This window comes from Frankia sp. KB5, from assembly GCF_002099325.1.
Taxonomy (GTDB): domain Bacteria; phylum Actinomycetota; class Actinomycetes; order Frankiales; family Frankiaceae; genus Frankia; species Frankia casuarinae.
On record NZ_MRUJ01000249.1, the window covers coordinates 1 to 14,466 of the forward strand.

9 protein-coding genes and 2 pseudogenes are annotated in these 14,466 nt (G+C 73.1%); 3 read left to right on the forward strand and 8 right to left on the reverse strand.

Annotation, left to right across the window (positions count from 1 at the left end; all coding sequences use genetic code 11):
• Window positions 1–195, forward strand: a pseudogene (locus KBI5_RS27400) (IS607 family element RNA-guided endonuclease TnpB); the annotation flags it as partial.
• A 32-nt stretch (window positions 196–227) separates the two neighbouring features.
• Here KBI5_RS27400 and KBI5_RS20865 read toward each other — a convergent pair.
• Both KBI5_RS20865 and KBI5_RS20870 read right to left on the reverse strand, forming a co-directional pair.
• Window positions 228–389 (reverse strand): annotated as a pseudogene (locus KBI5_RS20865) (formate dehydrogenase accessory sulfurtransferase FdhD); the annotation flags it as partial.
• A gap of 104 nt (window positions 390–493) precedes the next feature.
• Window positions 494–1,540, reverse strand: a complete 1,047-nt coding sequence (locus tag KBI5_RS20870) for a metallophosphoesterase (protein WP_085016203.1) — start codon at window positions 1,538–1,540, stop codon at window positions 494–496.
• Between the two features lie 238 nt (window positions 1,541–1,778).
• Here KBI5_RS20870 and KBI5_RS20875 point away from each other — a divergent pair, with 238 nt between their 5' ends.
• Complete coding sequence (locus tag KBI5_RS20875; protein WP_241883058.1) at window positions 1,779–2,321, forward strand: MaoC family dehydratase; 543 nt, start codon at window positions 1,779–1,781, stop codon at window positions 2,319–2,321.
• Window positions 2,318–3,250: a CoA ester lyase gene (locus tag KBI5_RS20880; RefSeq protein WP_011437312.1), complete on the forward strand. Its 933-nt coding sequence runs from the start codon at window positions 2,318–2,320 to the stop codon at window positions 3,248–3,250. The genes KBI5_RS20875 and KBI5_RS20880 overlap by 4 nt, the downstream gene beginning before the upstream one ends.
• Before the next feature lie 61 nt (window positions 3,251–3,311).
• Here the strand turns inward: KBI5_RS20880 and KBI5_RS20885 are convergent, their stop codons facing one another.
• The 6 genes from KBI5_RS20885 to KBI5_RS20910 form a co-directional block, all read right to left on the reverse strand.
• Window positions 3,312–4,664 (reverse strand): acetyl-CoA carboxylase biotin carboxylase subunit, encoded by a 1,353-nt coding sequence (locus tag KBI5_RS20885; protein WP_011437313.1) that lies wholly within the window; start codon window positions 4,662–4,664, stop codon window positions 3,312–3,314.
• Window positions 4,664–5,413, reverse strand: a complete 750-nt coding sequence (locus KBI5_RS27165) for an acetyl-CoA carboxylase biotin carboxyl carrier protein subunit (RefSeq protein ID WP_011437314.1) — start codon at window positions 5,411–5,413, stop codon at window positions 4,664–4,666. The genes KBI5_RS20885 and KBI5_RS27165 overlap by 1 nt, the downstream gene beginning before the upstream one ends.
• Window positions 5,410–7,239 (reverse strand): acetyl-CoA carboxylase carboxyl transferase subunit alpha, encoded by a 1,830-nt coding sequence (gene accA, locus KBI5_RS20895; protein WP_347272528.1) that lies wholly within the window; start codon window positions 7,237–7,239, stop codon window positions 5,410–5,412. The genes KBI5_RS27165 and accA overlap by 4 nt, the downstream gene beginning before the upstream one ends.
• 47 nt (window positions 7,240–7,286) lie before the next feature.
• Window positions 7,287–8,948 carry a PfaD family polyunsaturated fatty acid/polyketide biosynthesis protein gene (locus tag KBI5_RS20900; RefSeq protein ID WP_085016205.1) on the reverse strand — a complete coding sequence of 554 codons (1,662 nt, stop codon included), beginning with the start codon at window positions 8,946–8,948 and terminating at the stop codon, window positions 7,287–7,289.
• Window positions 8,942–11,905: a beta-ketoacyl synthase gene (locus tag KBI5_RS20905; protein ID WP_133057095.1), complete on the reverse strand. Its 2,964-nt coding sequence runs from the start codon at window positions 11,903–11,905 to the stop codon at window positions 8,942–8,944. Before KBI5_RS20905 ends, KBI5_RS20900 begins: the two co-directional genes overlap by 7 nt.
• A gap of 55 nt (window positions 11,906–11,960) precedes the next feature.
• The coding region (locus tag KBI5_RS20910) for a KR domain-containing protein (protein ID WP_116289977.1) at window positions 11,961–14,466 on the reverse strand (2,506 nt) is incomplete at its 5' end.

Below are 14,466 nucleotides of genomic sequence, written 5' to 3' on the forward strand. Positions count from 1 at the left end.
CTGGTACTCGACCGCGACCACAACGCCGCGATCAACCTGCACCACCTCGTCGCCGCCAGTACACCGGAGACGGAAAACGCCCGTGGAGCCGACCGTAAGACCCGCGCAAGCGGGCGGGTGGCTGGGAAGCGGGAACCCGGCACGGCCACGGCCGGTCAGACCGGGGGCGCCTCGCCGAGAGGCGAGGCGGCATAGGTGCGGCTGAGCCGGGTGGTACTGAGCCGGGGTCAGCCCAGTACCACCCGGTGCGCGCCGGTGTAGAGGTTCATCGACGTACCGCGCACGAACCCAGCGAGCGTCATCCCCGCCTCCTCGGCGAGGTCCACCGCGAGCGTCGAGAGCGCGGAGACCGCCGCGAGCGCCGGCACCCCGGCCATCAGCGCCTTCTGCCCGGAACCGACGACAGCCACCGCACCCCGACGGGTCGGTCTCATCGGCTCCGGGGCCGGCCGGGACCGCGAAACGGCCCCGGCCGGTGGGAGGATTCGTTCCCTCAGTAGTTGACGCGAGTCCAGCTGAAGACGCCCGGGGCAGCCGGGTTGATCGTGAGCTTCAGGTAGTCGTTCGCCTGAGCGCTGCCATCGACGACGACGCGGGTCACGTTGGGAGCCTGCAGGGTCTTCGGGGCCAGCGGGTGGATGCCGTAGAGCGGGTCCGTGCTCGTGAACGGGTGGTCGACCCGGAAGTTGTGCGAGTCACCCTGCAGGATGAGCACCGGCTTACCGAAATGCTCGGCGAGGGTCCCGATCCGCTTGACGATGGGATCGAAGCCACTCAGCCCGTCTCCACCGGCGGCCAGCGCGCTGGTGTCCCACATATCGGCCTGCATGAGCAGCGCGACCCCCGGCGCCCCGGTCCGGCGTGCGACGTTGAACGCCTCGTTGATCCACTCAAGGTCCGCGTCAAGCCTGGTAGAATACTCTTTCCGCTGCTCCGCGGACAGCGGCGTCACCCCGAACCACGGGACGAGGTCGTTGTTGCTGCCCTGCACGTTAAGTGTCGAGAAAACCACACCGGACTGGGTCCACATGGTGTTCKCCACGAAGGGCGCGTAGGCCGGGTCCGCGGATTCGCTGGTGACCTGYCGGGCGTTCACGCCGAGGGTCCGGCCTGGGACAGGGAAGAACACCTGACGCAGTTTTCCGAGACGTTCGAGAGGATTGTAACCACCGTTGTTCGCGCGGTGGCAGTCGGTCCACTCGTTGTCGCCGGGGGTGTAGACAAAAGGATCCTGGAACTGGTCGAAATCCGACTTGATGGTGGCGAAGTACGAGTCCGAGCAGACGCTGCTGCCGTTCTTGATATCGCCGAGATGCGCGACCAGCGAAACGTCGGGATCGGCGTTGATCTTGCCGATGTCGGTGGGAAACTCGGCGATCTTGGCGGCGCCGTAGGGGATGTCGCCGATCACGGCGATCGTAGACGGAGCGGTCCCGGTCCCGGCGCCGAGCGGGGTGGCCGCGTTCGCCGAGATCGGGATCGACACGGACGCGGTCAGCGTACCCACGGCCAGTGCCAACAAAAGCCTGCGGTGCCGCATTGCCGGGCTCCTTCACCACGAGGACCGCACGGTTCTTTTCCGGGGACGGCGATTCATCGGGCCGACGGCCCGCCACCCGCACTCCGGACGTCCGGAAGCTATCGGGTCGACCGGAACGCCCCCGGAAGGGGTGATGAACCTTCACCCACGGCCAGCACAACACGGGTTACCCTACCCCTGCCATCTCGGCCGCTGAACACCGGCGGCCGGCGACGGGAGTCGATCGAGGGAGGCACCGATGGAGGCAGGGGCATCCCCTCCCCCGCGGACCGAGCGGACCGAGCGGACCGAGCGGACCGAGCGAGAATGTCGGCGCGTCGAGGAACGGGGGCTGTGGTTCGACGAGCTGGAGACCGACGTCGTCTACGTCCACCGGCCCGGGCGGACCGTGAGCGAAGCCGACAACACCCTGTTCAGCACGCTGACGATGAACACCCAGGCGCTGCACCTCGACGAGGCATGGAGCACGACCCAGACCTTCGGCACTCGGCTGGTCAACAGCATGTTCACCCTCGCGACGCTGGTCGGCCTGTCGGTGAGCCGGCTGACCCAGGGAACGACCGTGGYCAACCTCGGATTCACCGAGATCCGCTTCCCCGCACCGGTGTTCCCCGGCGACACGCTCTACGCCGAGACCGTGGTACGCGACAAGCGGCTCTCCCGCAGCCGACCCGGGCAGGGGGTGGTCACCTTCGAGCACACCGCGCGCAACCAGCACGGTGACGTGGTAGCCGTGGCGGTACGGTCCGCGCTGATGCTGCGCCGGGCGGCGGACCGGTGATCGGGCAGCTGCCCGGCCCGGCGTTGCTGTTCTGCCCCGCGGACCGGCCCGACCGATTCGCCAAGGCGGCCGCCGCGGCCGATGGGGTCATCCTCGATCTGGAGGACGGCGTGGCGGCGGCGGACCGGCCGCGGGCACGGCGCGCGTTGCGGGAGAGCATCCTCGACCCACTGCGGACGATCATCCGGATCAACCCCGCCGGGACCGCCGACTACGACGAGGACCTGCGCGCCCTCGCCGACACGCCCTATCCCGTCGTCATGCTGGCCAAGACGGAGTCCGCCGAGCAGGTCGCCGCCGTCGGGCCGCGCCGGGTCGTCGCCCTGTGCGAGACACCGCGCGGCGTGCTCGCCGCGGCCGAGATTGCGGCCGTTCCCACCACCATCGGCGTCATGTGGGGCGCGGAGGATCTCGTCGCCGCGCTGGGTGGCCGGTCGAGCCGGGACGAGGCCGGCCGCTACCGGGGCGTCGCMCTGCATGCCCGGGCGAGCGTCCTGCTGGCGGCCGGAGCGCACGGGCGGGTCGCCGTCGACTCCGTGTACCTGGACATCGCCGATGTCGACGGCCTCGCGGCCGAGGCTCGTGACGCCGTCGCGAGCGGCTTCGCGGCGAAGGCGTGTATCCACCCGAGGCAGGTCGCGGCCGTGCGGCAGGCGTTCGCGCCGTCCGCCGACGAGGTGGCGTGGGCGCGGCGGGTACTCGACGCGGCGACGCACTCCGCCGGCGTGTTCTCCTTCGAGGGACGGATGGTCGACGCGCCCGTCCTGCGCCACGCCGAACGCACCCTTGCCGCCACCGAGCATGATCCTGCTGTCGCCGTCACAGACTCACCCGCCGATCAGCGGCGGCGCCAGGACCTACCACGATCTGTGGATAACCCGGCCCGGCATGGCCCACCCCGGCCTGGCCGGGGAAACATGGAGGGTTGAGTACGGTCTGGCGGCGTCAGACCGTACTCAACCCTCCACAACTCTGCGTAGAGAACTCTGGTCAGCCGGTCGAGGTGAGCGCGGCGACGAGAGAGGTGTCGTGAGTCGCGGTCCGGAACCGGGAATCGTCGAGCACCCGCAGGAGGAAGGGYACGGTCGTGGCCACGCCCGGTCCCTCGATGCGCAGCTCTGACAGGGCCGAGCGCATCCGCCGGACCGCGCCGTCGCGATCCGGCGCCCAGGCGACCACCTTCGCCAGCAGGGAGTCGTACCGGGTCGGTATCCGGTAGCCGGGGTGCGCGTGGCTGTCCACCCGGACGAAGGGCCCGCCGGGGAAATGGCACTCCGTGAGCGTTCCGGGCGCGGGGGCGAATCCCCGGACCGGGTCCTCGGCGTTGACGCGGCACTCGATCGCGACGCCGCGCGGGACGACCGCGTCCTGGGTGAGGTCGAGTTTCTCCCCCGCGGCGATCCGGAACTGCTCGGCGACGAGGTCGATGCCGGTCACCATCTCCGTCACCGGATGCTCCACCTGCAGCCGGCAGTTGACCTCCATGAAGTAGTACGCACCGGCCGGGTCGACCAGGAACTCGACGGTGCCCGCGCCGACGTAGCCCGCCGTGGCGACCCCGCGCAGCGCGGCCCGCCCCATCTCCTCGATGAGGTCCGCGGGCAGGCAGGGCGCCGGCGTCTCTTCGATGAGCTTCTGGTGGCGCCGCTGCACCGAGCAGTCCCGGGCCCCCAGGTACACGCCGTTGCCGTACTGGTCGCAGAGCACCTGGATCTCCACGTGCCGGGCCGAGGGCAGGTACCGCTCGACGTACACCCGCCCGTCGCCGAAGACGGCCTGCGCGCCAGCCCGGGTCTCGGTGTAGGCGCGCAGGAACTCCTCGGGCTGCTCGACGATGCGCATCCCCCGACCGCCGCCGCCGGCGGCGGCCTTGATGATCACGGGATAGCCGATCCTGTCGGCGAACACCTCTGCCTCGTCCGCGTGGTCGATCGCGGTGTGGCTTCCGGGCAGCAGCGGAAGGCCCGCGGCAACCATCAGCGAGCGGGCGACGGCCTTGTCCCCGAGCTTCTCCATGACCGAGGCGGGCGGTCCGACGAAGGTGATGCCCTCGGACTCGCAGACCTCCGCGAAGTCCGCGTTCTCGGAAAGGAATCCGTATCCGGGATGGATGGCGTCCGCGCCGGCGAGCCGGGCGGCCTCGATGATCGTCGGGATGTTGAGGTAGCTGCGGCCGGCGGGGCCCGGACCGATCTGGACGGCCCGGTCGGCGAGCCGGGTCACCATGCTGCCGCGGTCGTCGGCCGAGTAGACGGCGACGGTGCGCAGGCCGAGCTCCCGGCAGGTACGCAGGACCCGCAGAGCGATCTCGCCCCGGTTGGCGATCAGGACGGTGGTGACCATCAGCCGCGGGCGTCCGGATCAATGGCGATCAGCCGTTCGCCGTACTCGACCGATGTCGCGTCGGGCTGGCACACCTCGACGATCCGGCCGGCTGTGTCCGCCTCGATGGGGATCATCAGCTTCATCACCTCGAGGATCGCGACCTGCTGCCCGGCCTTCACGGTGTCCCCGACCCGGACGAACGGCCGCGCACCGGGTTCGGGAGCGTAGTAGAAGACCCCGACGCTCGGCGCGGTGACGTAGCTCAGGCCAGCGTCACCACCGGCGGTCGACGAGTCCGCCGGCCGCTCCTCGACCGGCGCGGCCTCGCCGGGAACGGCACCACCGGAAACGGCACCACCGGAAACGGCGCCACCGGAAACAGCGCCACCGGAAACAGCGCCACCGGAAACAGCGCCACCAGGAACGGAGCGAGGCGCGGGAACCGGATGACGACGCGGCGGCGCCGTCGCCTGGACGGGCTCGCGCCGGTCGTCACCGAGCTCGGCCAGGTCGGTCCAGGCCAGCTCCACGACGATGTCGCCGGCGGTCACCCGCAGGTGCGACGGCGGCCGCACCGCGTTCGCGTACAGGGCAAGGGCATGGTGCTGCACCGCGGCCAGGACGGTGTCGACGTCCGCCGCGTCGATGGCGGACAGCGGGCCGGACGCGGCGGTCGACCATCCCGGCGCCGTGCCCGGATCGTCGACCGCCCGGTTTCCGTTGGAGGAGACGGCGCCGGAGCGGCGCGCTGCCACAGTCGTGCTCATGAACTCTGCTCCCTGTGTTCGGAGTGTCCCGGGTGTTCGGAGTTGCCCGGGCGTCCCGGGGGTGACGCGCCGGCCGGCTCACCCGCCACCGCGCCGAAGCGACGGAAGCGCAGCCACCGCCGGTACACGAGCTCCTCCGGGCCGGCCAGTCCCAGCGTCGCCAGCGTCGCGCGCAGTGCGGCACCGACGAGCGCCGCGGCGTGGACGGGATCGGCCGCGGCACCGCCGTCAGGCTCGGGTACGACCCCGTCGACAATCCCGAGCTCCAGCAGCTGACGCGCGTCCACGCGCAGCGCCTCGGCAGCCTTCGGCGCGGCGGTCGCGTCCTTCCAGAGGATCGACGCGCATCCCTCCGGGCTGATCACCGAGTACACCGCGTTCGCGCACATCAGCACCCGGTCGGCGACCGCGAGCGCCAGCGCCCCGCCGCTGCCGCCCTCGCCGGTGACGACGGCGACAACCGGAACGGGCAGCGCCCCCATCAGGCGCAGGTTCTCGGCAATCGCGACCGACTGTCCCCGTTCCTCCGCCTCGACGCCGGGATGGGCGCCGGCGGTGTCGATGAAGGTGACCACCGGCAGGCCGAGCTTGGCCGCCAGCCGCATGACCCGCGCCGCCTTGCGGTACCCGGCGGGACTGGGCATGCCGAAGTTCCGCTCGCTGAGCTCCGCGACCGTGTGCCCCTTCTGGGTACCGATCACGGCCAGCCCGACTCCGCCCAACCGGCCGAGACCGGCGACCATCGCCGGGCAGTCGGCGGAGGCCCGGTCGCCGTGCAGCTCGTTGAAGTCGTCCAGCAGAAGCGAGATCAGGTCGAGAGTGGTCGGGCGCCCGAGCGCCCTGGCCTGCCGCACGGCGTCCCAGGGATGACGGACGGGCAGGTGGAGCACCTCGGTGATCACCCGCTCGGCTCCGTCATGCCCGTCGGACAGGCCGCCCCCGGCTGTGGCGCCCTCGGCCGTGGCGCCCTCGGCCGTGGCGCCCTCGGCCGTGGCGCCCTCGGCCACCTCATGAACGCCGGTGGCGACGCGCAGGAGCCGGGACAGCGCGGCCCGCAGGTCGCCACGGGGAACGATCATGTCCACGATTCCGTGGTTCAGCAGGAACTCCGCCGTCTGGAAGCCGGGCGGCAGCYTCTGGCGGATCGTCTGCTCGATCACCCGGGGACCGGCGAACCCGAGGCGGGCACCCGGCTCGGCGACGATAACATCACAAAGAGTGGCGAAGGAGGCTGCCACTCCCCCGAACGTCGGGTCGCTGATCAGTGCCACGGTGAGCACGCCCRCCTCGTCGAGCCGGCCGAGCATCTGGCTCGTCTTGGCCATCTGCATCAGCGACAGCAGGCCTTCCTGCATGCGGGCACCGCCGGAGGCGGTCACAATCACCAGCGGTGTGCGCTCGGCCAACGCCAACTCGCCCGCCCGGGTGATGGCCTCGCCGACGGCCGATCCCAGGCTGCCGCCCAGGAAACGGAAGTCCATCGCCGCGACGATCACCTCGGCGCCGTCGATGCGTCCCCGCGCGCAGACGACCGCCTCGGCCAGTCCGGTCCGCTCGCGGGCCTGGCGCACCCGGTCCGGATAGGGGGCCGAATCGGTGAAGCGCAGCGGATCGGGATCCGCGGGCACGGGCGTCGCCAGCTCGGACCATCCCGGGTCCAGCAGCTGGGCGAGCCGGCTCGGGGCCGTCAGCGGCGCGTGCCAGCCGCACTCCGGGCAGACCCGGTTGGCTGCGAGGAACCGCTTGCCATAGAGAAGGGTCCGGCATCCCCCGCACAGATGCCAGGCGAGGCGGTCCGCGGTCGACTCCGCCTCGACGGCTGGCACGGGCACGGGCGTGCCAGCGGTGGCCCCGGGCGCGGTCGTGGGCGCGGTCACCGGGCACCCGCCGTCAGAACGTACCGGTGCGCCGGCGAGCTCTCGCGCGTGGCCGGCGGTCGGTAGGCGGCAGCCCGCGCCGGCAGCCGCACCCCGGCGAACCGCAGTGCCGCGGCCCGCCCGGTGTAGGCGGCGCCGAGCATCAGCTCACCCGCGACGTCCACCGCGCTGCGCCGGTCGACGTCCGCCAGGTAGCTGCCGGCCGCCCAGGTGTTGAAGGCGCCCAGGGACGGGCCGCACCAGATCTGGTAGTCGGTGATCCGGTCGGGCGCGGCGGAGATCGCCCAGCCCGAGGACAGCCCGAGATACCAGCGGAACACCAGCGCCATCCGTCTCTTCGGGTTGGCCTGCGCGCGTTCGATCTGCTCCGGGTCGCGCCGGCTGAAGTAGTCGACGGTGTCAGCCCATACCTCGTCCACGGACCGGCGCAGGACCGAACGCTCCAGCCAGTCCCGATCCTCCGCCGAAAGGTCGTCGAGGGAGTCGTGGGCGCGGTAGAGGTCGTACAGCCGGCGGCCCCGCCCGGCGAACATCGTGCCGCGGCGCAGGACCTGCACCTCGGCGCCGATCTCGAACATGTCGGAGGCCGGCGCCATGTCGATGTCGTTCGGGCCCGCCTTCGCCAGCAACGCCCGCGCCGCCGCCGACTGACCGGACTCGACGCACGCCTGGTTCACCGAACCGGTGACGACGTAGGCGGCGCCGAGCGCGAACGCGGCGAACACCGCCGATGGCGTACCGATGCCACCCGCGGCTCCCACTCTCGGCGGGCGGCGGTAGCCGAGCTCGGCGGCGATCCGGTCGCGCACCGCGATGATCTCGGGGAGCAGGACCGGGAGCGGCCGGCGGTCGGTGTGGCCGCCGGAGTCCGCCTCGACGGTGATGTCGTCGGCCATCGGCACCGTGCGGGCGAGCGCGGCCTGCTCGGCGGTCAGGGTGCCATCCGCCACCAGCGGGCGCAGCAGCGCGTCCGGGGCGGGGCGCAGGAAGAGCTCGGCCACCTCCCCGCGGGAGACCTTGGCCACCACCCGGTGCCCGACGTGTACGCCGCCAGCGCCGCCCGGCCGCAGCCCCGCGGCCCGGTAGGCGACGATCTGCGGGGTCAGCTCCAGGAACGCGGACGCCTCCACGCAGGTCACCCCGTGGCGCAGGCAGGCGGCCAGGATGGCCCGTTCCAGCTCCAGCTCGTTCGGGCTGTGGATCAGATTGCAGGCGAAGGGCGCCGGGCCGAGCTCACGGCGGATCCGCCCAAGCGCGTCGTCGATCCGGTCGGGCAGCACGCCGGCCGCCCCGTACGTGGCGAGGAAGCCCGCCCGTGCCATCGCCACGACCAGCTCCGGCGAAGCGATGCCGTTCGCCATCGCGCCGGTCATGTAGGGCTGACGCACCCCGTAGTCGGTCAGGAAGGACGCGGCTCCCAGCCGCTCGGGGCGGGCCGGCGGCGCCACAGCCAGCACCGTCGCCCCCGCCGCGCGCAGGCTCGCCGGGTCGTCGGTGGCCGCGATCGCGCCGCCCTGTTCGCTCACCACGACGCAGGGCGCGTCCAGCCGGGCGAGCAGGTCGTGGATCTCCTGGGCGGAACGCGCGAGCCGCGGCCCGCCCGATCCAGGACGCGGCATCGCCGGCGCGCCACGGACCGTCGTTGTCGTCGTCACCATGATTGCGCTCCTCTACCGCGCGCTTCGGCGGCGATGTCGGTCAGTCCGTAGATACGCATGCCGGGTTTCCAGACGCTGGCGTCCGCGACGACCCGTGCCCGGGCAGCGTCGCGGCGGACCTCCTTGATGTGGACCTCCAGCGTCATCTCCCCGTCATCCGGGCGGATCTGGCCGYGGTAGCGCCAGCTCATCGGCAGCCCGGCCGGCACGACGAAGACCGGCTCGACGAGGTCGTCGGTCAGGCCCTCCTGGACCATCCACTCCTGCAGCGCCTGGATGACGGCCTCGACACCCAGCGAGCCGGGCATCACCGGGTCAAGCCAGAAGTGCCGCGCGAAGAACCAGTCGTCCGGGCTCGTGGGGCGGACGGCGTGCAGGTAACCGCGGCCGAAGTCGCCGCCGCCGTCCACCACCGTGATCTGGTCGAGCAGGGCCATGGCGCCCTGGGCGCACAGCGGCGCGTTCGCGGCCCGCCGGGCGGCCACGTCGATGGTCCGCCGGTCCGCCTGCGCCGGGTTGGTGCGTTCCAGCCAGGTCGGCACGAACGCGCCCTGATCGAGACCGTTCTGGTTCGCCAGCGTCCGCTGGGTGAAGAAGCCGAACAACGACTCACCGACGTAGAACGGCTCGCCGTCACGGTCATCGCCGTCACGGCCGGACCCGTGCGATCCGGATCCGTCGACCGGCACGAGGAACAGCTCGTACTGGAAGTTCTGCAGGATCGCGCCGCTGAGCACGGTCGTGGACAGCAGGGTCGAACGCTGCCGGATGGTGCGTCCCGCCAGGTCCACCTCGCGCCGGACGGTCGCCGTGCCGTCGAGGTTGCGCAGGACGTAGTCGTTGGCCGGGTCGGTCAGGGTCGCACCCAGGTAGTAGCCCAGCAGGAGCGCCGACTGTAGCGATGTCTCCATGTGCACGATGTTCGGCATCGTCGGGCTGGGGCTGTCGGTGTAGTACCAGGAGTCCGCCGGCGAGTCGTACTCAGTGATCATCGACGCGCCGCCGCTGAGCTGACCGCGCGCGCCGTCCACCCGCATGACCCGGTCCACCAGCCGCAGGCCGCCGCCGGGCAGCCGGCAGACCGTCCGGCCCGCGGCGGAGGCGAACTCGGGACCGAGCGCGATGGCGAGGTCGCCGCGCGCCGCGTGGAACATCTGCAGCTCACCGAGCAGCGCCGACTCTCCGGTCGCGCCCACGCGGCCGAGGAAGGCCGGCAGGACGCCGCCGTGCGCCGGACCCACGGGGGTGCCCGGACGTTCCCGCACGGCCAGGGCGATCCCGCGGATCGTGGCGACCGGCCCGTGGGCGTCCCGCAGCTCAATGTCACCGCGCAGCCAGGGCCGCGGCACCAGGTCGATGTCGGTGACGGTCAGCACGAGCTCCAGACCGGCCTCGGCGGCCGGCCCGGCACCGTGGCCGGGCGCGTGGATCTCGATCGACAGCCGGCCGAGCCCGTCGGGGAGTTCCAGCCGCTCGTCGGGCAGCGCGACGTCGAGGTGCGCATCCGCGATCACCAGGTGCAGACCGGCGGCCATCGCGAACACACTCACCGCCTGCCAGGAGGCGGTGAGCGCCGCGATGGCCAGGTGGGTCGGATCGGGCTGCCCGTCGTGCTCCACGCGGCCGGTCAGCCGGCTCACCGAGGCCCGCAACTGGCCCCGGCCGGCCGCGCCGCCCCGCGGCGCGAGCTCCGGCACGGCGGCCAGCGGACCGCCGGGGGCGAGCCGCACCGACGGGTTCACCCCCCGCTGGTCGTAGCGGGCGCCGAAGACGCCGGCAACGTCACCGCGCGTCAGCCGGTCCAGGTCACCGGCGTCGAGGGTGGTGCGGGTGGTACGGCCGGGCAGTTTGAACGCGTCCTCCGTCCAGCCGCGCGCGCCCCGGGAGCCGGAGGGAGCACCCGCCGGCTCCAGGGCGGCGAAACCGGGCGGGTTCCCCGGCGCTTCGATGCCGGCGAACCCGGCAGCCCCGGCGAGACCGCCATGGCTCGCGCCGTCCCGCGCGAGCCACCGGAACACCCCGCCGAGGACCTCCAGGAGCACGTCGGGGCCGCGGGTGACCCGCAGCGCGAGTGTGACCTCCGCCGTGGCCGGGTCGAACCCGCCGGGGGCCCCGATGCGGGTGGTGGCCTGAACACGCAGCTCGTCCCCGACCCGGGGCAGCGGTCCGCTGGTCACCAGAGCCGCCCGGGTCAGCACCCAGTGCCCCCCTCCCCGGGGTGCCAGGTGCGCCGACCCGCGCAACACCTCGTCCAGGGCCTGGCGGACCACGGCGGGCAGCGACACCCAACCGTCGATCGCCGCGGCGTCCCGGGCCACGACGGTGACATCCACCGTCAGCTCGGCAGGCGCCGTGATCTCGACGGGGGCGATCGCGGGAGCGGGCCGCGGCGGAGTGCCGGGCGCCGAGGCACCCGCGTGCCCGGGGAGCCCCGCATCGTGGCAGGCCTGCCGGTCCACCGCCGGGGTGCCCCATCCCGGTCCACCCCGACCACGATCACCCACGGCGGCCGGAGCCCGGCCGCCGGGCGGTGCGATGGCGGCCATCGCGGCCAGCGCCCGGTCGGCCAGGGCGGCCTGCGTGCGCATCGCCGAGGCGTGGGCCGCGACCACCGAGGCCCGCAGCCGACGCAGGGTGGCCGTGGCGTCGTCGACAGCCGGGGCGGCTGCCGTACCCACAGCAGCCGTGTGGCCCACGCCGCTCAGGACGTCCGCGCCGCGGGTGGCTGCCGTGATCTCCCTGCCCCCGTCGGCGTTGTCCTCCTCGCCCCCCTCGACATCGCCCCTGTCGACATCGCCCCCCTCGACGTCGCCCCCCTCGACCTCGTCAGSGCGGTGGGTGCCGCCGGGCCGCGCCTCGAACTCCGGGCCGGCCTGCATCGCCGCCCAGACGGCGGCGTCGGTGGGCTCGCCGTCGAAACCCAGCCCGTCCTGCGTCGCCTCGACCGTGATGGTCATCGTGATCCCTCCCATCGCCCGTGCAGTGCCTGGTCTTTCGGCCACCGACCGGACCTCATGCCCGGTCACCCGACTGCCACCGCTGCGCCCCCTGACGGATCAGATCCGCCATGTCCGGGGTACCGACGAAGGTGAAGTCGGACAGGCGCTGCAGCACCCGTCCATCCGGGGTGTGGGCGGTCACGGTCACCGTGACCGTCATCGGGCCGGGTCGGACGTCGTCGACGACCACGATGAACGTCTCGTTGGCCGGCAGCGGAGCGAAGAACTCCGCGTGCCCGATCTCGATCGGCAGGGCGCCCACCTCGTTCAGGGTCCACCGGGCGAGCACGCTCCCGGCCGCGGCGAGGATGTCGCACAGGACCGGGCGGTGCAGCGCGCCCGCGAACGCGCCGCCGGCGAAGGGCAGTTCCGGCAGGCGGCACTCAGCCACCAGACGGCCCGGCTCCCGCACGAGCAGGCGCCGGATGCCCCGCATCAACGGCCCGTGGATGAGCAGCCCGTCAGTGTAGACCCAGGCCGCGTCCTCGCCCTGCTCGCCGAGCCGGTAACCATCGGCGGGCCAGCCCGGGGCGGTCGGGGCGGCCCCGGCGGCCTTGCCGACCTCGGTGACCTCGGCGAGCACGAGGGTGCCCGCGTAGTGCGAGGTCGGCAACGCGCCGCCGCTGTCCCCGCGAACGGTCGCGGACACCGTCACCGGCCCGCCGTCACGCCCGTCACCGGGCCCACCGCCGGTCCCGTCGACGGGCCGCGCGTCGAGCCAGTAGTCCCGCAGGTGCGCCCCGTCGAACACGATCCCCTTGTGCACGATGAAGTTCCGGACCTCGACGACCTGACGCCCGGGCAAGGCTCGTTCGACCCCGTTGACCAACCAGCCGAGACCGGCGGTGGCGGGCAGCACCGGGGCCGGCCCGATCTGGTGCTGGTCGATGACCGTCTCGGTGTCCATAGCCGCTATCGAACGGTGCGCCACGAACGCGGCGGGCGCCGTGCCACCCGCGGCCCGCGCGAGCGGAGCGGATCCACCGATGAGTACCGCGCCATCCGCGCCGTGGCCGTCGACGAGTTCCGCGACGAAGCGGCGCGCGCCCTCGTCCGGCGGCAGCAGCGTCACGCCCCGGGAGCGGAAGAGCTCCCGCAGGTCGGCCGTGACCATCCCGCCGTCCCAGGCGCCCCAGTTCAGGGCGACCACCCGGCCGGTGAGCCCGGTCCGGGCCCAGGCCGCGACCCTGGTCAGCGCCTCGTTGGCCGTGGCGTAGTCGGCCTGCCCCGGGTTACCGAAGACACCGGCGACCGAACCGAACAGCACGAGATGACGCAGCGGTGCCCCCTCCAGCGCCGTGAGCACGGAGCGCAGGCCGGCGAGCTTCGGGGTGAGCACCGACCGGATGGCCGGGACGGTCTTGTCCGTGAGCATCGCGTCGGCGAGAGCGCCGGCGCCGTGCACGACGCCGGTGACCCGGTCACGCCAGGGCGCGAGCGCCGCGGCCGTCGCCACCGGATCCGAGGCGTCCACGGCCTGGTAGTGGATCCGCGCGCCGGTCGCGGCAAGGTCACCGAGGGTGGCCCGCACCTGCCGGACGGCGATCACGGCGGCAGCCGCGGCATCGACGTCGGGCAGCCGCACCTTGCGTCCCTCGGCACGGGCCCCGGCGAGATACGCCGCCTTGAGGCCGTCATCCTCGACTCCGGCCGCCCAGCCCGGCTCCTCAACCAGATTCGTGCGTCCGAGCAGGACGAACTCGCAGGAGGCGCGGCGCGCCAGCTCCTCGACGCAGCGCGCGGTCACTCCGCGGGCTCCGCCGGTCACCACCAGGACGTCATCCGGGCCCACCGGGGGCCGGAGCGTCGCCGGGGAGGTCGTCCCGGTCACCCCGGCCGCCTCAGCCACCCCGGCCGCCTCAGCCACCCCGGTCACCCCGGTCACCCCGGTCACCCCGCCCTGGACATACTCGACGGACCAGCGGCGTCCCTCGGGATCCAGACCGACCTCGACGACGTCCCGGGCGGAATCGACGGCCTCCGCCAGGACGGCCGCCGCGAAGGTGTCGTCGTCGAGCGCCGGATGGACGTCGACCGACCGGCAGACCAGCTCAGGTGCCTCGAGCGCGACGGTCTTCACCAGCCCGGTGATCCCCGCGGTGACCGCCCCGGCTATCGAGGACCCGCCCCGATGGCCGAGCAGCCCGTCGACCCGCGTCACCGTTAGGAAGGCCGCGCGCCGGCCCGCCGAGGCCGCCGCCCGCAGTGGTACGACGAGCCCCTTCGTGGCCAGGATGGCGTCGGCGAGCCCACGCGCGGCGACGTCGAAGTCGGCCAGCCCGGTGGCGCCGATCCCGGCTCGATCGTCCTCCCCGGCGCGGTCCGGCTCAGCCCCGGATCCGGCGCCCGGTGATGCCGGAGCGCCGAGGGCGAGCAGGCAGAGGTCCAGGCGGACCGATCCGGCGACAGCCGCGAGCGCCGCCTCGACCGCGGCGCCATCCCAGCCGAGGAGGCCGGCGGTGTCGGAACCCGCAAGGGACCCGATCGCGATCCGCTCGACCGAGATGCCGCGCTCCCTG